The 19,092-nt window shown below is 61.6% G+C and carries 18 protein-coding genes; 5 read left to right on the top strand and 13 right to left on the bottom strand.

The genetic code is table 11. The features are described from left to right. Positions 1-83: 83 nt before the first annotated feature. The 9 genes from ACIOUG_RS12290 to cpaB form a co-directional block, all read right to left on the bottom strand. Positions 84-2,483 (bottom strand): autotransporter domain-containing protein, encoded by a 2,400-nt coding sequence (locus ACIOUG_RS12290; RefSeq protein ID WP_401065729.1) that lies wholly within the window; start codon positions 2,481-2,483, stop codon positions 84-86. A 225-nt stretch (positions 2,484-2,708) separates the two neighbouring features. Next, positions 2,709-2,981, bottom strand: a complete 273-nt coding sequence (locus ACIOUG_RS12285) for a DUF3613 domain-containing protein (protein WP_103484579.1) — start codon at positions 2,979-2,981, stop codon at positions 2,709-2,711. Positions 2,982-2,998: 17 nt separating this feature from the next. Next, a complete protein-coding gene (locus ACIOUG_RS12280) occupies positions 2,999-3,721 on the bottom strand; it encodes a tetratricopeptide repeat protein (RefSeq protein WP_401065726.1) in 723 nt (240 codons plus the stop codon). Positions 3,722-3,744: 23 nt separating this feature from the next. After that, on the bottom strand, positions 3,745-4,629 hold the full coding sequence (locus tag ACIOUG_RS12275; protein WP_401065723.1) for a type II secretion system F family protein: 885 nt from the start codon (positions 4,627-4,629) through the stop codon (positions 3,745-3,747). A gap of 1 nt (position 4,630) precedes the next feature. Beyond that, entirely contained in the window at positions 4,631-5,515 is an 885-nt protein-coding gene (locus ACIOUG_RS12270; protein WP_401065720.1) for a type II secretion system F family protein, read from the bottom strand. Positions 5,516-5,533: 18 nt separating this feature from the next. After that, the gene (locus ACIOUG_RS12265; RefSeq protein ID WP_401065717.1) at positions 5,534-6,802 is read right to left on the bottom strand and encodes a CpaF family protein; all 1,269 of its coding nucleotides are present in this window, start codon (positions 6,800-6,802) and stop codon (positions 5,534-5,536) included. Next, entirely contained in the window at positions 6,799-7,989 is a 1,191-nt protein-coding gene (locus tag ACIOUG_RS12260; RefSeq protein ID WP_401065714.1) for a pilus assembly protein, read from the bottom strand. The genes ACIOUG_RS12265 and ACIOUG_RS12260 overlap by 4 nt, the downstream gene beginning before the upstream one ends. Continuing rightward, the gene (locus ACIOUG_RS12255) at positions 7,986-9,209 is read right to left on the bottom strand and encodes a type II and III secretion system protein family protein (RefSeq protein ID WP_103484585.1); all 1,224 of its coding nucleotides are present in this window, start codon (positions 9,207-9,209) and stop codon (positions 7,986-7,988) included. The genes ACIOUG_RS12260 and ACIOUG_RS12255 overlap by 4 nt, the downstream gene beginning before the upstream one ends. A 20-nt stretch (positions 9,210-9,229) precedes the next feature. Further along, positions 9,230-10,162 carry a Flp pilus assembly protein CpaB gene (gene cpaB, locus ACIOUG_RS12250; RefSeq protein ID WP_401065711.1) on the bottom strand — a complete coding sequence of 311 codons (933 nt, stop codon included), beginning with the start codon at positions 10,160-10,162 and terminating at the stop codon, positions 9,230-9,232. A gap of 344 nt (positions 10,163-10,506) precedes the next feature. On the opposite strand from cpaB, the gene ACIOUG_RS12245 reads away from it, so the two are divergent. From ACIOUG_RS12245 to ACIOUG_RS12235, 3 genes are all read left to right on the top strand, one after another. After that, positions 10,507-10,713 carry a Flp family type IVb pilin gene (locus ACIOUG_RS12245; protein ID WP_102357094.1) on the top strand — a complete coding sequence of 69 codons (207 nt, stop codon included), beginning with the start codon at positions 10,507-10,509 and terminating at the stop codon, positions 10,711-10,713. Between the two features lie 120 nt (positions 10,714-10,833). After that, on the top strand, positions 10,834-11,046 hold the full coding sequence (locus tag ACIOUG_RS12240) for a Flp family type IVb pilin (RefSeq protein ID WP_134785354.1): 213 nt from the start codon (positions 10,834-10,836) through the stop codon (positions 11,044-11,046). Between the two features lie 66 nt (positions 11,047-11,112). Beyond that, entirely contained in the window at positions 11,113-11,520 is a 408-nt protein-coding gene (locus tag ACIOUG_RS12235) for a response regulator (protein ID WP_401065708.1), read from the top strand. Between the two features lie 60 nt (positions 11,521-11,580). Here the strand turns inward: ACIOUG_RS12235 and ACIOUG_RS12230 are convergent, their stop codons facing one another. Together ACIOUG_RS12230 and ACIOUG_RS12225 are read right to left on the bottom strand one after the other, a co-directional pair. Next, positions 11,581-12,366, bottom strand: coding sequence for a response regulator (locus ACIOUG_RS12230; RefSeq protein WP_401065706.1), 786 nt, complete (start codon positions 12,364-12,366; stop codon positions 11,581-11,583). A gap of 118 nt (positions 12,367-12,484) precedes the next feature. Continuing rightward, entirely contained in the window at positions 12,485-12,955 is a 471-nt protein-coding gene (locus ACIOUG_RS12225; protein WP_401065703.1) for a prepilin peptidase, read from the bottom strand. A 75-nt stretch (positions 12,956-13,030) separates the two neighbouring features. On the opposite strand from ACIOUG_RS12225, the gene ACIOUG_RS12220 reads away from it, so the two are divergent. Further along, complete coding sequence (locus ACIOUG_RS12220; RefSeq protein ID WP_401065700.1) at positions 13,031-13,477, top strand: TadE/TadG family type IV pilus assembly protein; 447 nt, start codon at positions 13,031-13,033, stop codon at positions 13,475-13,477. Further along, positions 13,474-16,221, top strand: a complete 2,748-nt coding sequence (locus ACIOUG_RS12215) for a PAS domain-containing protein (RefSeq protein ID WP_401065697.1) — start codon at positions 13,474-13,476, stop codon at positions 16,219-16,221. Before ACIOUG_RS12220 ends, ACIOUG_RS12215 begins: the two co-directional genes overlap by 4 nt. Here the strand turns inward: ACIOUG_RS12215 and ACIOUG_RS12210 are convergent. Continuing rightward, positions 16,218-18,206, bottom strand: a complete 1,989-nt coding sequence (locus ACIOUG_RS12210) for a pilus assembly protein TadG-related protein (protein WP_401065694.1) — start codon at positions 18,204-18,206, stop codon at positions 16,218-16,220. The two genes, ACIOUG_RS12215 and ACIOUG_RS12210, sit on opposite strands and share 4 nt — an antisense overlap. A gap of 281 nt (positions 18,207-18,487) precedes the next feature. Then, on the bottom strand, positions 18,488-19,045 hold the full coding sequence (locus ACIOUG_RS12205) for a DUF4136 domain-containing protein (protein WP_007963018.1): 558 nt from the start codon (positions 19,043-19,045) through the stop codon (positions 18,488-18,490). Between the last annotated feature and the right edge of the window lie 47 nt (positions 19,046-19,092).

Raw genomic sequence — 19,092 nt, 5'->3', positions numbered from 1 at the left:
AGCGGTGGATCAGCCAGCATTTTGTTGACTGACACTACGCCTTCGCGAGCAGGCTCGCTCCCACAGGTTTTATGCGATGTGGATCAGAACGCGTAACGCACCTTCGCGGTAAAGCTGTCGGAATCGAAACCGCTCGAGGTCAGATAGTTGTAAGAGCCGCCGACGCTCCACGTGCCCATCCGGTAGTTGGCGCCCAGGCCCAGTTCATAACTGTCACGCACCGGTGTGGTACCGCGGCTGACGGACGACTCGCCCCCCAGCACGAACGCCGACGTAGTGCTGACCTTGTCGCCAATGAAATCATGCCAGGCCATCAACTTGGCTTCCGGTTCCAGGCTACCGCTGCCAACGTCGAACGCTGCGGCCAGACGTGCACCGACGCCCATCTCACCGACTTCGTAACGCTGGCTGCCGACGTTGAGCGACGCCGAGCTGCCCTTCTCGCGATAGGCATCCATGCCCACATTGGCATAGCGTGCGCCGACCTGGGGTTCCAGCACCACATCAGGCATCAGCCGCAGGCTGTAACCGGCCAGTGCGCTTACGCCGAATACGTCACTGTCGTAATCAGCCTTGGCCTGAGTGCCAGCGATATAGCGTTTGGATTCGTTGTCGTTCCAACCGTACATCAGCGACGAGTCGACGAACCAGTTGTCATGCACCCAGTTGCTGTACAGCGTCAGCGCATGCCCGGTGACTTGGGTCTTGTTGTCAAGATCGGATTTCACATCGGTATCGAGGTAGCTGTAGGCCAGACCCAGCGTGGTATCGGCATTCAACTGACCATCGGCACCGACCGCGATCCCGTGGCTGTCGGCGTCATAACCGGCGACACCGCGACGCTCGTCCTGATTGGCATCGCTGCTCAGGGCTTGCAGCCATACGCCTTTTTCCGCGGCGCCGGTGGCTGAGCGTGCGCGACTGGAGCGATCATTGATCACGCCCGAGACCAGCGTCTGACTGTTGGTGGCCGCGTGAAGCACGCCACGGCTGACGTCCGGGCTGAGGGCTTCACTCAGCCGCGCCAGTTCGGCATTGGTGTCGGCATTGGCGAATGCCTGGAATACCGGATCCTGCTCGTCAAGGCGCGCCAGCAGCCCAGGCACATGCCCCACCGCCGTCGCCGCATTATCACTGCCGCCGACTGCCAGGGTGTTCTCGGCCAGCACCTCGCTCGACTTGGTTGTCACCACACTGGTGATGTCATTGCCGACCACACTGAAGCTCTTCACATCCAGCAGCGCGGAGGTCGAGGTCACGGTCAGGTTGTTGCCACCCAGCAGATTCCCCGAGCTGATCAGGGTGTAACGCGTACCGCCCGGGCTCACGCGAAAATCACTGGAGCGCGCCAGCAAGCGCAGTTGCGCGCCCGGAGCGATATCGGTGGTGCCGGTGACTTTCAACACGGGCAGCGCCGGGTTGGTGTCGTTACCCAGGTACATCTCCAGCACCGAGTTGGACTCTTCCATATCGAAGTCGCCGATAAACGTGGTGTGCGGCTTCATCAGAGTCAGCGTGCCCTCTTCGATGGTCACGTAGCCGGAGCGGATGGTCGAACCGTCGAAGATCGCGTCGCCATCGACCTTGACCCCGGACAACCCGAGCAGATCCCCTTTCACGGCGCCGCCATAGAAATAGAAATAGCTTGCCCCGTCATCGACCTGGATCGCCGCCTTGCCGCCCTCGATCAACCCGTTCATTTGGTAGATACCGAAGGGCAGAGCGCCACTGGCCTGACCGCTGACATGCACACCGATGTCTTCGCCGGAGATGGTTCCGCCGTTCCACAGTGCGGTGGCGTTGGCGCCCACCGGACCGCTGAACTTGACCCCCTCGAACACCAATGCCTCGGCATTGGCACCGGTCGCACGGATAGTCCCCGTGTTGTTGACTGAGAGGCTCAGCGTCGCACCGTCGAGCAATACCCCCAATGCATCGGTGCCACTTGCGCTGATGGTGCCTCGGTTGCTGAGCCCGGTCATGTTGGTATGCACCAGCGACAGGCCGCTGGCCGTCTGGCCGCTGACGTCGATGCTGCCGCTATTGACCAATGAGTCGCCCAGCGTGCTGCCGAGATCGGAAATACCGCTGGATGTACCAGCGTCGGCCAGGCCGTGAACCGAAATGGAGCCTTCGTTCAACAACGCGCCGGCGATCTTGGTCGGCACCACACCGGCAGTTCCCAGATTGATGCCAACGCCAAACTTGGCGCCGTCAATCTGGATATTGCCGGTGTTGCGCAGTTGATCCGCCGTCACCCCCGAGAGCTGCGCGCCGTAGGTCGAGCTCAACTGCGAGACGGGAGCGATGTTGCCGTTGCCGCTCAAAGTGACCAGCCCCCAATTCTGCAGATTAGCGGTCAACGGACCACCACTCAGATCGTGGTTCAGGCTCGCGCCGGCGGCGACCGCGAAGGAGGTGTGCAGCGTGGCGGCGGCAATGGACAGCGCCAGGACAGAGCGGCGCAGGCAAACGATATTCACGCGAGAATCCCTTCCAAAACATAAAAACAGTTTCAGCAGGGTTCATTACATCGTTCAGGCCTCCCTACCGTCCCGCCAGATCGTCCTGGTTCGGGCGCGGGGAATGTACAGGAGCCATCATTTTGATGCCATATAAAAGTCAAAGTACTGGCGTCAATTTCCAGAACAACACAGCGAGTGTTCACTCAGGCCACATCCTCCTGCGCGCATGAGTTGTGCGACCATCTAGTTTTTGGTCTCGATCTTGCCGCCCGCATCCGGGTCGTAGAAATCCGGAATCTCGTATTTGTACTTCTTCAACCAGCGCTGCATCGCCTGTTCGCGCTCTGCCGCCGTGGCGGTTTGCGGCTTGGTCGAGGCGGCCTGGTTGCGGCTTTGCAGGACCAGCCAGCCTTCGGTTTCCTGTTGCTGCGCCGAGGCCGGACCGGCGTCGATAGCCTGGGCCGCCAGTGGCAGGCTCAGCAGAGTCAGGCAGCACACGCGATGCAAGCAGTTCATGGTGATCTCCCGGAATGTCACTTGAGCGTCGACGGTTGCGGGTCAGCCACCACCGCCACCTGATTGCCGGCGGGTGGCGCAGCCTTGGCCGGGACCTTGAGTTTTTCCGCGCGGGCCTGGGCATCGGAAAATTGCTCCGGCGTCAGGTGCGCACGGCTGACGATTTCGGCGGCTTGCTGCCAGTTGTTCTGGTACAGCAGCAGGCTCACCAGATTCAGCGTGGCCAGTTGGTCGTTCTGCTTGAGCTCGATGGCGGTGAGGAATTCGAACCGCGCATCTTCAAGACGCAGTTGATTGAGGTACACCACGCCGAGGTCGTTGCGGATTTTTTCATTGGTCGGCGCCAGACGCACCGCGCGCTGCAAGTGCGCCTGGGCCTGACCGTTGTCGCCACGGGCGGCATAGATCTGACCCAGGCCATGTTCGGCGTCCGCCGTCAGGCAGGTGCCGAGCAGCCCGCGATACAGCGGTTCGGCTTCGCTGCGTCCAAGCAAGCGATACACCCGGGCCTTGCGCAGCCGCACTTCGGCCAGTTTGTCCGGCAGGCTCTGCAGGTTGGCCAGACTGGCATGCAGCTTGCCGTCGTTGGCCAGATCGTCCGCCAGGTTCAGCGCCAGCTCCTGTTCGGAATCGAGCTTGCTGCACGTGGTCGGTGCGAGCATCGCCGACCACGGCGCCTGGCCGTCGGTGGCGCAACCACCGAGCAACAACAGACTTGCCAAGACAATCAGTGCTTTCATCAAATGCTCTCCATGAGCCCACGTCAGTTTGCAAACGCCCGGGTAATCGCAGTGAACCCCGGGCCGGCCAGTACGATCAGCAAGGCAGGAAACAGAAACAGCATCATCACCACCGACATCTTCGCCGACATCTTCGAGATGTATTCCTGCAGCCGGGTCAGGCGGCGATCGTCGAGCAATTGCTTGAGCGCGAGCAGCGATTTCATCGCCCCGCCGCCCTGCTGGATCAGTTGCTGCAGGATCACGCAGGTGTCGGTGAATTCATCGACCGCAAGCATCACCGAGGCCTTGTTCAATTCCTGTCCCAACTCCAGCCCCGAGTCGACCCGGGCCAGAATCAGGCGCAGCTCGCTGGTCAGTTCCGGCAGCAGTTTCTGCCCTTCGGTGCTGAGCACCCGCAGGGCTTGTTCGACCGCCATGCCCGACTCGAAGAGGATGCGCAGCAGCGGGATGAACGTGGAGATTTCCACGGCGATGATTTTCTGCCGGCGCCCGGCGGCGTAGGCCAACAGCCGCTTGGGCAACAGGTAACCGGCCCCAGTGGCGAGCATCGGCACGATCCAGCGGTTGGCGGCGTGCGGAAAAAACACTTCTTGCAGAAAGATCGCCAACCCCAGCGCCAGCAGCGGCGTGCCGATCTGGCAGGCGGCGAACAGCGAACGCTCACTGGCGCGACGCCAACCGAGACGGCTGAGCAGGGTCTGGGTTTCGCTGTCGATGCTGACTGAACGCTGGCCGAACCGGCTGTTGCCCAAGGCGCGCAACCAGGTGCCGAAACGGTTCTCGCGCACCAGATGGCCCTGCAATCGCTGGTTGACCTGACGCACCCGGCGGCGCTCGGTCAGCAGGTGATTGACCACCAGCAACAGCGCGCCGAGCAGCAGCATCAGAGCGGCGAGATAGACCATTTCAAATACTCCGCAACATGCGCCACAGCGCCAGGCAGCCGGTCACTTGCAACACCACGGCGATGATCAACATGGTCTGGCCACCGGAGTCGTGCCACATGCCGAGCATGTAGCCGGGGTTGGTCAGCATGAAGTAGCTCACCAGGATCACCGGCAGCGAACCCAGCACCCAGGCGGTCATACGCGTTTCGCCAGTGAGCGCGCGCAGTTGCCGGGCGCCCTGGTCACGTTCGCGGATCAGCTTGATCAGGTTCTCCAGCAACTCACTGGCGTTGCCGCCATAACGATGGTTGACCTTGAGGCCGAGGGCGAACATGCGCAGTTCGTCCTGCTCATAGAGTTCGGCAAAGTCGCTGACCGCGTCTGGCAGATTGACCCCCAACTGCACGTTGCGCTGCACCCGGCCCATGGCTTTTTTCAGCGGATCGTCGCTCGATTCGATGCCGCCCATGACCGCGTCACTCAAGGTACGACCGGACTTGAGGCTGCGCACGGTGTAGTCGAGCAACTGCGGCAACTGCTCGATCATGCGTTTGATCCGCCGGTGGTACAGCCAGGAAATGTACAGCCGCAAGATCAGCGGTGGCGCCAACAGCATCGCCAGCAAACCGATCCAGTCCGCCAGCAGATAACCGAGGACAATCGCCACGCCCCACAGGGTCAGCCACAGACCGAAGCGCTCGGTCGGACGGCCCAGACCGGCACGCAGAAACATCCGCTCAAGCCCGACCCAGGTCGGCTTCTGTGCGGTCAGTTGTGGCTGCCCGGCCGCGAGGCGATTGAGCACCCGTTCGTTGCCAGTCTTGTGGATACCGTGCACGAACAGCCAGATCGACAGCCCGAGCAGGATCAGACAAAGCAGGATAAGAATGAGCGGTCCGATCATGATGCAAGTCCCATGCGGTCAGCCCAGGTGAGTCTCATGGCGCAACTTGTCGCCCGCCGGGTTGACCGCTTCGCGCAGGAAGCCGAACCCGGTGCGCCGATCAAGGCGAAACAACGTGTTGGTGACGTAGACGTCTTCGCGGATGCCGACTACTTCCACCACCTCGCTGACACAGCGGCGGCCGTCGGGCATGCGGGTCAGCTGAATGATCACGTCGAGGGCGGCACAGATCATCTGGCGCAGGGTGCGTTCGGCGATCGTGCGCCCGGTCAGCCCCACCAGCGTCTCCAGCCGCAGCAAGGCATCCTGCGCATTGTTGGCGTGCACGGTGCTCATCGAGCCGTCGTGACCGGTGTTCATCGCGGTCAGCACATCGACCACTTCGACCCCACGAATTTCACCAAGGATGATCCGGTCGGGGCGCATGCGCAGGGCGTTGCGGATCAGGTCGCTGGCCTTCACTTCACCGTGGCCCTCGGCGTTCGGCGGACGGGTTTCCAGGCGCACGACGTGCGGGTGGCCGAGCTGCAATTCGGCGACGTCCTCGATGGTCACCAAGCGTTCGTGAGGGTTGATCAACTGGCTGAGGATATTCAGCAGCGTGGTCTTGCCGGTGCCGGTACCGCCGCTGATGAGCACGTTGCAGCGCTTGCCCACCGCCTCCTGGAGGAATTCGAAAATCGCCAGGTCGATGGTCTGCATCGCCATCAGGTCGCTGCTCTTGAGCATGTCCTTGCGAAACTTCCGGATCGACAGGCACGGACCGTCGAGAGCGATCGGCGGAATGATCGCGTTGACCCGGCTGCCGTCCGGCAGCCGCGCGTCAACCATCGGCGAGGACTCGTCGAGGCGGCGCCCGAGTGGCGCGAGAATTCGCTGCATGACCCGCTCGACGTGATGCGCATCAATAAAACGCAGGTCACTTTGATGCAGCACGCCATCGCGTTCGATAAACACCCGATGCGGACCGTTGACCAGAATCTCGGTCACCGACTGATCGCGCAGCAGCACTTCCAGCGGGCCGAAACCGGTGAGTTCGTCGACGATTTCTTCGGCCAGCCGCTCCATCTCGTAACGGGAAATCGCCAGGTGCAGGCGGGCGATGTATTCAGCGACCTTGTCGGTGACAAACTGCGCCAGCAACTGGCGCGAGCCCTCCAGCAGGTTTTTCCCCGACTCTTCGATGGCGTCGATGATGTACCGGTGCAGGACCAGTTTCAGGCCTTCGTGATCGGTATTGCCGACCGCGCCGTGCTGCACCGCACCGAACAGTTTTTCCGCGCTCATGAGGTGCCTCGCAAGCGGTCGAACCAGGTGACCTTGGGTTTGGCCAGGCCTTCGGAGCGTTTGGCCAGACGCTCGCCGAGGGTGCGCAGGCTCTGCGTGAGTTTTTCCCGCGGGGCCAGTTCGAACAGGCTGACGCCCTGGTTCTTGGCGTTGAGGCGCACTTCGGCGTTGGCGGCCAATACCGCGATCACTTCGAGGTTGAAAGTTTTGCCCAGGGTTTCAGCATCCGGGGCCACGCTGCTCAGATAGCCGTCTACCAGCAACCGCCCGTGGTCGAGCTTCATGCCCTTCTCGCGCCACAGGTTGAGCACAGCGAGATTGCGCCGGCAGTTGAGCACGTTCTGATCGGTGTACCACAGCAGCTTGTCGCAGTGGCTGACAAACGTGCGCAAGGCCTCGCTGTCGGACTGCCCGGTGAGGTTCACGACGATGTGCTGGAAGTGTTGGCGCAAGGCGCTGAGCAACATGTACAGCTCGGCGGCGCTGGTGCTTTCCAGCGGCTCGTCGCTGCTGGCGTAAGCCAGAATCCGCAGGCCTGCTTCAGCGCTGGTGAAGGCGCTGTCGATGAGGGTCGCGTCGAGCCTGCGCAGGTGACGCAAGGCATCGCCGAAGTGAAACGAACTCTCGAGCCCGAGCAGCGCCAGGCTGTCACCGCGCGGCAGCCCAAGATCCAGCAGCAGCGTCTGCTGCCCACTCTTTTGCACCACCAGCGCCATATGGTTGGCCAGCAGCGCGCCGTCGGAATTGCTCTGCGTGCCGTACAGCACGGTGAGCCCCCCGAGCTGAGTGTTGGCCGCCACGGGGGGCAGGCGTTTGTTCAGGCGCCGCACCAGCCCGGCGACTTCACTGGCCCGCGAACCGTAGGCGACGAAATCCCGGGCGCCGGCGCGCATCGCATTGAGCACCAGTTGGTTGTCCATGCCATCACCGAGCGCGACGATGGCGAGCATCGGTTTGGCTTCCAGCGCGCCTTCGATCAACGCACTCTGCGCCACCACATGGTCGCGATCGAGGCCGACGAACACCAGGCTGGCGAAAGTGACGTCGACCAGCGCGAGCAGTTCATCCAGGCTTCCGGCCCCGGCACTCACCACCTGCCCCAGCGGCGCGAGCGCACCTTGCAGCCACTCCAGATCGGTGTTGTTGCGGGTGATCGCAAGAAAGGTCTGGCTCAGACTCTGGCTCATTGGGACAACCCGCTGCGTTTGTCGAAATTGCCGTTTTCGAGGAAAAACATGCGGTAGAAATTCGGGTCGTAGTTGCGCAGTTTTTCCCCCGGCAGCGATGGCAGTTGCGCGTTCGCCGCCAGTGGCTGCACCAGATGCGGCGTGACGATCATCAGCAGCTCACGCTCTTCACGCTTGATCTGCGAGCCTTTGAAAAACGCGCCGAGCACCGGGATATCGCCCAGCCCCGGAAACTTGTTCACCTGCGAGCTGTTGGTGGTGCTGATCAAGCCGCTGATCACGAAGCTTTCGCCATCGGCCAGCGAGACGCTGGTGTCGGTCCGGCGAATCGTCAGGGCCGGCACCGTGGTACCGGCGATCTGCACGGCGTTGCTCAAATCCAGCTCGCTGACTTCCGGGGCGACTTTCAGCGCGATGCGGTCGTGGCTGATGACGGTCGGGGTCAGGGTCAGGCGGATACCGAACTCCTTGTACTCGATCGACACGTTATCGCTGCCGGCACTGGGCACCGGAATCGGGATTTCACCACCGGCCAGAAAACTTGCGCTCTGCCCGCTCAATGCCACCAGGCTCGGCCGCGCGAGGGTGTAGGCGAAGCCGCTGGTTTCCAGGGCGTTGATGATCGCCATGGTCTTGCCACCGATCCACGAGAAATTGAACAGGCCGTTATCCACCGGCAGTCTCGGCGTCGGCACGCCGTCGATCGGTGGCAACGTACCGGGCGAACCAAACAGGAAATTGCCGCGAGTGCCGATCAGCGAAGCGGTGGCTTCCTTGAGTTTGGTGCGGCTGACTTCGACGAAGCGAATGTCGGTCTGCACTTGCGAGGGCAGCGTCGGATCATCGGAAGGCATCCGGCTGGCGCTGGTCAATGCGGCGGTGGCACTGCCTTGAACGAACACCATGCTCTGGCGCGGCTCACTGGAGCACGAGGTCCAGACCATCAGGCTGGTGGCGCCGGGCGCCACGCCGGTGAGTAAAAACGAGGCGCTGCCGGTGTCATGCACATCGGCGATTTTCGGATCACCGATGGCCACGCGGGTGATTGCCACCGGCGACTGGATGTCCTGCTGGAAGCCTTCGCCGATCTCGATCACCGGCGGCATACGGCCAAGGGCCGAGCAATTGCCGGTGGCCGCGAGGGCGGCGTTCATCGACAGTCCCATCAGTATCAAGGCCCGGACTACAGGTTTTAATAGCGGCCTGAATCGACTCTGCATGCACGTGGATCCTTGCTCAGTCATGGGGCTTGTTGGGAAAGCTGATTGCCACGGATCACTTCCATCGGCGTCCGTGCATGGCCGCCAGTGGCCGGCGCTTTCGGCGCGCCACCAAGGGCCAGTTGGGTGAACTGGAAGAGCTGGCTGTTGGCGTTGTCCAGGTGCGCCGGCGACTGTTTTTCACCGGCCCAGTATTTGGCCAGGCGCTGCTCCTCGCTGCTGCGCACAGCCAGACGCAACGTACCGACCTGAGTGGCGAGCATCATCCGGCTGAGCAATTGTTCGGGCACCGCCAGCACCACGGTGCGCGCGGCAATCCGGCGTTGATCCTGTTTGAGTTTGTCGTCGGCGCTGAGGGCCGGGTTGGCGGGCTGCCCATCGTTGGTCAGGCCATATTGCTCACCGACACCGAGCACGCGCATGGCCGGCACCACGATCTGCGCCGACTGCTGCAGATTGCTCGCGTCCTGACGCAGGTAGAGCAGCACATCGACGTAGTCGCCGGGGATCAGTTGCCCGGCGGCGCCAATCACTTCGTCCACCGCCACGGTCAACGCGCGCTCATCGCTGTGGATCATCCGCGCCAGCGAGCCGCCGGCCTGAAAGCTTTCGTCGTTGAGCCAAGTGCCGGCACTCAGGTGCCGCCAGGGTGTGCGACCGACTGCCTGATCGACACTGGAAAGGCTGCCGGCTGGCGCACTGCGCAGTTTCTCCAGCGCCACATCGGCAGCCGTGAGAGGCGTGAACGGCGGGACATCGTGCAGCAGCACAACCACCGGTTGGCGGGTCTGGTCTTCAGCGGCGGCGACGGTTTTTTCCACGGCGACCACGGGGGCGGCAGGCGCCTGGGCCACGGGAGCCGGTTGCCGACTGAGGACCAGGCCCCAGTAACCGACGACGATTGCGCCCAACAGCAGCACTGCTGCAAGACCCATGGTGACGCGACTGTTCATGACGGCTCTCCCTTTCCTGCTGCACCGACAGCCTGTACTTCCTGTCGAGAGAATTTTTCGCGATCAGGCAGCTATGAACATGCAACGATTTCGCTATTTCCACGCTAGCTGATCCGAGCAAAAACGCCATTACTGACAGGAAAATAACCCACTAAAGTATGAGTCATGGCCAATTAACTGTAGGGATTGGCTCAACTAACATTCCGATTAATCCTTTGTGATTAATCCGTTCTTACAGTTGTTGAGCGGGGGTTTGTTGACAATGCTTTGATAGCACGGTGAAAGCATGCCGCTGTAGCGTTGGATCGGCGCCAGAGGCGCAAAGGAGTGGACGTATGTTTCGGATGATCATCGACTATCTACTGGCCAGGGCCAGGCTGCTGTGCAGAAGTGAAGAAGGCGCGTCTGCCATCGAATACGCCATTGTGGTGGCAATGGTGGCTGTCGTGGTTGTGGTGTTCGTGACGCCCATCGGCGACAAGGTGCTGGCCATCTTCAACCTGGTACTGACCAAACTCGGTGGCGCTACGCAGGTCAGACCGACACCTTGATCAAAAACCTTGCCCCTCTTCCAGTGCCCGACCCCATGCTCACCCATAGCAGCGTTCAGGCACTGGCAAGTCATCGGATTTAACAGGTCCGGTCTCCCGTTGTAACTAAGGAGAATGTCAATGATCCTTGAATACCTGATCATGCGCCTGAGGTCATTTCTGGCCAGCACGGAAGCCGCTTCAGCCATCGAATACGCCATTGTGGTGGCGATGGTCGCGGTCGTCGTGGTGGTATTCATCACCCCGTTGGGCGCGAAGATATTTGCGATTTTCAACAATGTTCTGGTGGCGCTTGGTGGAGCCTCGCAAACCGCTCCGGTGCAGACCCCCTGATGTGAGTCGCGTCCGGCGAATGTCGCGCTACACTCGATCTCACTTTCAGCTTTTCAGGGACTGCCCATGATTGCTTCCTCATTACCCCGCCAACAGTTGCTTCTGGTTGACGACGAAGAGGACGCGTTGCTTGAGCTGGCCGAGTTACTGGAGGGCGAGGGTTTTGTCTGCCACACCGCCACCTCGGTGAAACTCGCCCTGCACCACCTCACTCGCCATCCGGATATCGCCCTGGTGATCACCGATCTGCGCATGCCGGAGGAGTCCGGCATGTCGCTGATCAAACGCCTGCGCGAACACACTTCACGTGAGCTTCTGCCGGTGATCGTGACCTCCGGACATGCCGATATGGAAGACGTCAGCGACATGCTGCGCCTGCAGGTGCTGGACTTGTTTCGCAAGCCGATCTACCACGTGCGCCTGCTGGAAACCCTGGACAATCTTTTCCCCAAACCGAAGGCGCAGGCCAGGTAATTCGCTCAAGGTATTTTTGGCAGAATTGACTGCCTGTCCGCGAGGGACAGGCAAGCGTGATCAGTGTGCGGTCACACGCTGACGGGCGGCCGAAGCACTGGGCGACAGCGCCAGTGCCAACTGGGTGCGGTTGTGCATGTGGGTCAGACGCAACACCTGCGAGACATACAGTTTCACAGTGTTTTCGGTGATGCCCAGCTCGCAGGCGATCTGATAGTTGGTCTGCCCTTTGCCCACCAGCCGCGCCACATCCAGTTGCCGTGGCGACAACTGATTGAAGATCGCCGGAATCTCCTGCTCCGACTCGCTGCCGTCACCGCCGAGCATGTCGCTGACCACTGTCGCCGGACTGCGCCGGACCTTGTCCAGGTCCTGGTAGAGGTCGTCGATGGATTCGGAAAGGAACTGCAGTTTCTGGTTCAGGTGCCCCAACTGCACATTCTTGTGCCGCTCCTGCAGGGCTGCTTCCTGACGCTTCACCCCTTCGAGCAGTTCATCCAGTTCGATCGGCTTCTGGTAGTAGTCGGCAATCCCGGCGCGCAGGGCCTTGATCACGTCCTGTTTGTCGGCACGGCCGGTGAGCATGATCGCCTCGAACACCCGGTGCTTGCCGCAGATCCGTTGCAGTTCCTGCACCAACTGAATGCCGTCCATGTCCGGCATGTGCAGATCGCTCAACACCAGGCCGATCTCCGTGTCCTCGCGGAAACGCTCGATCGCCTGCGCACTGGATTCACACGGCACACAGCGGTAACCGCTGCTTTCGAGAAACTCGCACAACTCTTCGACGATCAACGGTTGATCATCGACCACGAGCACTTTTACCGCCGACGTAAGCTTGTTCACGAACCACTCCATTGCTCGGGCCAAAGCTGACTTTTTCTGCACTTTGGCAATGTAACCACTTCATTTGAAAGTAGACGCACTTTCCGACTATGTACATAGGACTAGTGGCATCTGGCGACTAATGGATCCAATGTATCGAAGCCAATACACCCAGCAGCACGAACGGCGCAAATGGCAGCTTCTTTGACGCTACAGGCTCCATATATCGAAGATGTTCTTTAAGTCGTTGACTCATATGAAGCCAGACTCTTGGCGCGATCAGCAGCCAGAGCAAACTGGCGACGCCGGCGCCGATAAACGCGCAAAGAATGAATAAACCGTTCGTCGCAAGGGCCATGGCTGTCATTAGTTTCACATCGCCCGCGCCCATACGGCCCATGAAATACCCCGGAATGGTCAACGCCAGGGCGATCACGGCGGCCCACAATCCCTGTTGCGCCTCGGCACCGAGCCAGGTCGTGCCGGTCGCCAACAGATAGATCAGCGCCAGCGCCCCCGCACCGAATGTCAGCCCATTGGCGATACGCCGTTGCCGGGCATCCTGGGCGGCGCACAGGGCCAGCCAGATCAGGAGAACTAAACTCTGCATCCGGTTAAATCCATCCGATTTTTCTGAATGATTCTATGCTGATACTACGCAGTGAAAGTCAGGGTAGACGCACTCATGAAAACCGGCTTCGCAAAATCACAGGCAGGCGCAGTGGCGATCGAATTCGCTCTGGTATTCGTGATTTTTTTCGCTGTGTTCTACGCGCTGGTCAGCTACAGCCTGCCGTTTGTATTGATGCAGACTTTCAACGAGGCGACGTCCGAAGCAGTGCGCCGCAGCGTCGCGGTCGACCCGAATACCCCCGGTTACGCCGCCGTAGTGGTGAGCACTGCCAATACCGCGTTGACCCAGCAATTGCAGTGGGTGCCATCCGCGCTGAATCTGGTGGTCGGCGTCGACACCTCGGCGGTGTATGACGCCACTCAAGGTACGCTGACGGTCAGGGTCGATTACCCCACCAGCAAGCTCAATCAGGTCATTCCGTTTCTGGTGCTGCCGGGCGTGGGTGCAGTGCCGAGCCTGCCCGCCACTCTCTCCGCCGCGTCGAGCCTGAAATTTTGACCGGCGGCGACAATCTGTTCGGGCGCCTGCTCAAACGCGCACCAGTGCCTGCCAACGAGTTGCCCGACCCACTCGGTTCACCGCCGCTGGGCCTGCACCTGCAACTGGACCACGACGGCCGCGTGTTGCAAATGGCCGGGCCGTTGCGTCACCTGTTGGCGCAACAGCCGCCCCACGATTCGCCGCTGCCGTTGTCGGCTTATTTGCTCGCACACAGCACGCTGGCCATCGAAGGCCGCCCGCAGGACTGGCAAGGGCAAATGCTCGACCTGGATTTCCCCGGCCTCAGCGATCAGACCCTGCACCTGCGCGGCTGGGTGCAGCCTTCGACGGCGGGCTGGGTATTGCAACTGATGGACATCGCTGACCTGCTGCTGGAGCGTCAGCAGTCGCGCCACCGCGAAGCGTGTCAGGCCCTCGCCGGGCGGATCAGCGAACACTTGCGCGTGTGTAGCCTGACGCGTTTGCCGATGGTGGTCAGCGAGCAATTGCAGGCCATCGCCCAGCGCTGGCATATCCCGTGTCTGGCCATCGCGCTGCTCGATAAACAGGCCCAGGGCTGGCAGGTTTACGCACAGTACCGCGCCCACGATGCTCCGCTGCTGTGGCAGGACGGTCAACGGCTGGGCACGCCACTCGACAGCCTCAACGGCAGTGCGCCGCAGCGCCTCGGTGCCCATCATGGTCTGTACGAACATGCGCGAGTCGAAGCCACATTCGGCAACGCCGATGGGTTTGCCGTGCCCTACAACGATGATCGCGGGGTCGTCGCGTGGCTGCTCTGCGGCTTCTACACCGTGGACGTGGCCGCGCCGCATCTGAACGACCGTGACTGGCTGGCATTGGCCAGCGCACTGGCCGCGCCCCTGCTCGGCCGCTTGCGTGAGCAGCAGCATCATCAATACAGCGAACGCCTCGAATCGCTGCAAAGCCTGCTCGGTACCGGTTGGTGGGAAATGCTCGGCGATGACGTGCTGCTGGCTCCGGCGTTGCTCGAGGTGCTACCTGCACACAGCGCGCGTATGCCGGTGCAAGACTGGCTGACACTGATTCATCCGGCCGATCGCGAAGAACTGCGCAGCCGCCTGCGCGCCCTGCAACTGCAAGGTGAAGCCCTGACCCTGAGCGTCCGTCTGCACCGCAGCGGTCCCGGACAGACACCCGTGTGGTATCGGGTTCAGGGCCAGGTCGCCGGCAGCGGAGAACAGCGGCGGCTGGTGGGGTTCATGCTCGATATCAGCGACACGCGCAACCAGCAGCAACGCGCCGAAGCCGCCCATGCGCGGCTGGATAACCTGATCGCCAGTTCGCCGGCAGTGATTTATGTGCAGCGCTACGTCGAGGGCGCGCTGCTTCCCGACTTCTTCAGCGCCAGCCTGCAGCCGCTGCTGGGCTGGACGCCGGACGAGGGCTGCGCCGCCGACTGGGTGCAACTGATTCATCCTGAAGACCGCGAACTGTATTTCGCCCGCAGCCGCCAACTGTTGCGCGAAGGCTCGGTGCGCGCGCGTTATCGCTTGCGCGATGCACGCGGCGAATACCACTGGCTGCTCGACGAAGCCAAGCTGCTGCGCAATGACCTTGGCCTGCCGGTCGAAGCCGTCGGCCTGTGGCTGGATGTCACCGAAGCAACCCTCGCCGCCGAACAGGTCAGACACAGCGAAGAGCGCTACCGGATTCTGGTGGAAGACTCACCGGCGATGATCTGCCGCTATCGCCCGGACCTGACCCTGACCTTCGGCAACCGGCCGCTGGCGACCTACCTGGAATGCACCCCGGAGCAATTGCCGGGGGTCGATCTGGGCAGCTGGATGTCCGAGGAACAACGCGCCGCCTTCGTCCAGCGTCTGGCGCTGCTGACCCCGGAGTTGCCGGTGAGCACCGCCGAAATCAGTCTGCAATTACCTGGGCGCGAGCATGCGTGGTGGGTGTGGTCAGATCGCGGGGTGTTCGATGAACACGGGCGTTTGCTTGAAGTGCAAGCCGTGGGCCGCGACAACACCGAGGTGCGGCGCTCGCAGCAGCAACTCACGCAAAGCGCGAAAATGGCCACCCTTGGCGAAATGGCCACCGGCCTCGCCCACGAAATCAACCAGCCGCTGAACGTGATGCGCATGGCCGTGGTCAACGTACTCAAGCGCCTGGGCAACGGCGATGTGCAGATCGATTATCTGACCGACAAACTCAACCGTATCGACGCCCAGGTGCAGCGCGCCGCGAAAGTGGTCGATCACATGCGCGTGTTCGGCCGCCGCTCGGAGATCGAACAGCAACTGTTCAACCCGGCCTCGGCCATCGAAGGCACGCTGTCGTTGCTGGCCGAAGGCATGCGCGGCAAAGGTGTCGATCTGCGCATCAGCGAAACCGCTTTCAGCGTGCAGGTGCGCGGTTATGTCGATCAGCTGGAACAGGTGCTGATCAACCTGATGGTCAACGCCCGCGATGCGCTGCTCGGCAAACGCGAGAAAGATACGTCGTTCAAGCCATGGATTTCGATCTACGCCGAGCGCGATGAAAGCAAAGTGCGGCTGTGGGTTGAGGACAACGGCGGCGGCATCGACCCGCGCTTGCTGGAGCGGATTTTCGAACCGTTCTTCACCACCAAACCAGTGGGCGTCGGCACCGGGCTCGGCCTGTCGGTGAGCTACGGCATCATCGAAAACATGGGTGGCCAATTGAGCGTGCGCAACTCGCTGGAAGGCGCACGCTTCTGCATCGAATTGCCGATTGCCCCGGACGCCTAGATCACCAGATAGGCCTTGCCGGTCTGGCCACAGGTCATGTTGGCGCCGACGTCGACGTCCATCAGGTTAATGCCAAGGCTTTTAAGCAGATTGTTGAGCAATGGGTCGAGCAATGGGCTGACCAGATTGGTCACCACAGGGAGCAGGTGATTGGTGACATCACTGATCAATGAGGCGACGCCAGTCACAATGGCGCCCAGCGGATTACTGCCCTGCGGCCTGTATACGATCAGATTGATACCCGCCAACGTATTGCTCAGGCTGCCGACGATATTGGAGGTCGGCGCAGCTGATTGCACGCTCGGCGGCAGTTTCAGGTTGGCGGGTGTTGCGAATGGCGTACCGCTGGAAAACAACAAGTCCTGCGAGTTTTGCGCAACGCTGGTATCCAGCATGATCGCGATACCACCGGCACCGTATTGAATATGCGAATTGGGGTCGCAACTGCCGAGCCCAGCGACCCGGTAACACGTCGCGATGCCAAGATCGATCAGCGGCAACGGCGTGACTGTCGGCTCGGCTGAGGATGAGAAGGCATTGGTGGGGTCGATCTTGCCGAGCTTGAGGTCGGCAATCGAGGTAATGGTATGCGCCGTCAGACTCTTGGTACCGGTGGATCCGGTCGGGCAGCTGTAATCGGTGACATAACTTTTGGCACCACCGGCATCCAGACTGATATCGATTCTCGGCGACGGCAAAAGCAGCGGATCCAGTTGCTGACAGCCAAGGCATACCACCGAGTTCAGCACTGCCACCAGATTCAGGCCCAGCAGTGCATTGAGCGTCGAGGTCAGCCCCCCCACCAGACCCAGTACCGCGTTGGTCAGCCCGGCCACCCCGCTCAATACCGGCAGATCCACCGAGAGCATCGTACGAATCTGCGCCGTACGCACATAAATCCGGTCCGCCCCCAACGGATTGGCCTTGGCCCGCGCCGGATCGCCAATCGCCGAGAACTGCGGCGGCTCGATCACCTTGACCCGCACCGTCACATTCGCCAGCCCCAGCACACTGATCGGCAAGGTCGCGGCCACCGCGCTTTTGCTGTTGGCCAGTTGCACCACACCCTGAATCAATTGCAGCAGCTGCAAGTTGGCATCCAGCCCGGCCGCCGTGGTGCCGGTCTGCAGCTGCAGGATGTCGCCGAGTTTGACCGGTGCGGCGTTGATCGCCGCAACCTGCAGTTGACCCAGCGCAGTGATCACCGTGGCGGTCGCGCCATTGAGCTGGACCACCGTGGCCGCGGCCTGAATCAATTGGGTGACCGTGGCTTGAGTGTTGAGCAGTTGCGTGTAGTTGCCGGCGGCGACGTTGAGGTTGATCGCCAGTTGGTCGAGGTAGCTGAGCAAGTTGATGTCGGTATTGAGCAAGCCATCCCACCCCAGTGCCGTGAGGTTGACGTTGCCGCCGAGCAGCCCGGAAAACAGCGGATTGAGAATGTTCGACTGCGCGGTGTTGATGCTCGCCAGGGTGCTGCGAATGTTCAGTTGCGCAACCGTTGGTATCGGTTGGGCGGCGACGGCCGAGGCGTTGAGCGTGGTGTTAAGGCTGACCGCCGAGCCACTGAACAAGGCCTGCACGCCGCCGGCAAAACTGGTGGTGACCGTGCGGCTGGCGACCACTTTGATCGCGCTCGACCGGGTTGCATCGACGGTGAACGCACGCAGGCCGCTGGCCGCGGTCTGCACGCTGCCGCAGGTAGTCGCGAGGGTGTTGTTGCTATCGACGATGTAGCCATTGCGCACCGCGCTTTGCCCGGCATACGTGGCAGCACTTAGGCCTGACTGACAATTGCCGCCGCGACTGACCGCTTCCAGCGCCGCGCTGTCGACCACCCGCTGCAACTTGCGCTGCTCCATGTACAGCCGACCGGTATCGACCACCAACAGCATCAACACCAGCGCCAGGCTGAGGGTGGCAGCCGCCATCAACCCGATCGCCCCGTGTTGCCGGGCCGGGCCGTTGAACTGCATACGGGGCGACATGGCGCACTCCTTTGCCGGCGCGTTGCCGAGCGCTACCTCCGATGGTGGATTTGAGTGTAGACGGCGCTGAGCGGGAGTGCTGGCACCGCGCCGCTTCGCAATGATGAAGATCCCCTGTGAGCGCGGCGGTGTGACGATTCGACTTGCTCGCGAAGACGGCGTGTCAGTCACCTTCAATGTGAATGACACACCGTCTTCGCGAGCAAGCCCGCTCCCACCGGGATTTATGGTGGGGCAAAAAAATGGGAGCCGCTGGGGCTCCCGTTTTTTTTTACAGCGGACTAGCGCGGTGGATAGTTGGCCAAAATCCGGCTGACCGTTTCGCGCACCGCGTTACTGCGATCCTGCGGATTGGGCGTGCTGCTGAGCATTTGCTCGTCGCTGCCGCGCCATACCAGTTTGCCGTCCTTGCCATCGAGCAGGTCAATTTGGATGGTCGCCACCTTGTAGGTGATGTTGCGGGTTTCGTTGTACATCGGCGCGCCCCAGTAACCGTTCCATGGGCCGCCCCAACCGCCGCCGTAGTTGGTGGTCACTTGCTGCTGGCGATCCTCGACGATCAGGTAGGTCTGCACACTCAGGTCGCCCTTGGCCCCCGCTGCGGCGGGACGCAAGCCGCGCTGGTCGAGCTGATCGCTGACGGCCTGGCGAATGCGTTGCTCGGTCAGGTCGCTCTTGATCCGGGGATCATCCGGGCGGTATTGCAGCGCGGGTTCTTTCCAGCTCCAGCTGCGATAGGCGGCAAAGTCGCGGCTGGCGTCAAAGTCGTGATTGACCTGGTTGGCGGCGCAAGCACTGAGCAGCGCGGCCATGGCCAGTAAAGCGAGACGACGGAACATGGTTGTTCTCCGGTTGAAGGCCTGAACCTGCGAAGCGTTCTCACATG

It is taken from the genome of Pseudomonas sp. NPDC087803 (assembly GCF_044742995.1).
In the GTDB taxonomy this organism is placed as follows: Bacteria; Pseudomonadota; Gammaproteobacteria; order Pseudomonadales; family Pseudomonadaceae; genus Aquipseudomonas.
The sequence above is the reverse complement of the archived record's forward strand: the minus strand, read 5'-3'. Positions and strand labels throughout refer to the sequence as shown.

Coding starts and splice junctions, on each gene's coding strand:
- ACIOUG_RS12240 (WP_134785354.1), top strand. CDS start 10,834: ATGATCCTTGAATACCTGATCATGCGCCTGAGGTCATTTCTGGCCAGC.
- ACIOUG_RS12210 (WP_401065694.1), bottom strand. CDS start 18,206: ATGTCGCCCCGTATGCAGTTCAACGGCCCGGCCCGGCAACACGGGGCG.
- cpaB (WP_401065711.1), bottom strand. CDS start 10,162: ATGAACAGTCGCGTCACCATGGGTCTTGCAGCAGTGCTGCTGTTGGGC.
- ACIOUG_RS12280 (WP_401065726.1), bottom strand. CDS start 3,721: ATGAAAGCACTGATTGTCTTGGCAAGTCTGTTGTTGCTCGGTGGTTGC.
- ACIOUG_RS12260 (WP_401065714.1), bottom strand. CDS start 7,989: ATGAGCCAGAGTCTGAGCCAGACCTTTCTTGCGATCACCCGCAACAAC.
- ACIOUG_RS12265 (WP_401065717.1), bottom strand. CDS start 6,802: ATGAGCGCGGAAAAACTGTTCGGTGCGGTGCAGCACGGCGCGGTCGGC.
- ACIOUG_RS12220 (WP_401065700.1), top strand. CDS start 13,031: ATGAAAACCGGCTTCGCAAAATCACAGGCAGGCGCAGTGGCGATCGAA.
- ACIOUG_RS12285 (WP_103484579.1), bottom strand. CDS start 2,981: ATGAACTGCTTGCATCGCGTGTGCTGCCTGACTCTGCTGAGCCTGCCA.
- ACIOUG_RS12275 (WP_401065723.1), bottom strand. CDS start 4,629: ATGGTCTATCTCGCCGCTCTGATGCTGCTGCTCGGCGCGCTGTTGCTG.
- ACIOUG_RS12270 (WP_401065720.1), bottom strand. CDS start 5,515: ATGATCGGACCGCTCATTCTTATCCTGCTTTGTCTGATCCTGCTCGGG.
- ACIOUG_RS12225 (WP_401065703.1), bottom strand. CDS start 12,955: ATGCAGAGTTTAGTTCTCCTGATCTGGCTGGCCCTGTGCGCCGCCCAG.
- ACIOUG_RS12205 (WP_007963018.1), bottom strand. CDS start 19,045: ATGTTCCGTCGTCTCGCTTTACTGGCCATGGCCGCGCTGCTCAGTGCT.
- ACIOUG_RS12255 (WP_103484585.1), bottom strand. CDS start 9,209: ATGCAGAGTCGATTCAGGCCGCTATTAAAACCTGTAGTCCGGGCCTTG.
- ACIOUG_RS12235 (WP_401065708.1), top strand. CDS start 11,113: ATGATTGCTTCCTCATTACCCCGCCAACAGTTGCTTCTGGTTGACGAC.
- ACIOUG_RS12245 (WP_102357094.1), top strand. CDS start 10,507: ATGATCATCGACTATCTACTGGCCAGGGCCAGGCTGCTGTGCAGAAGT.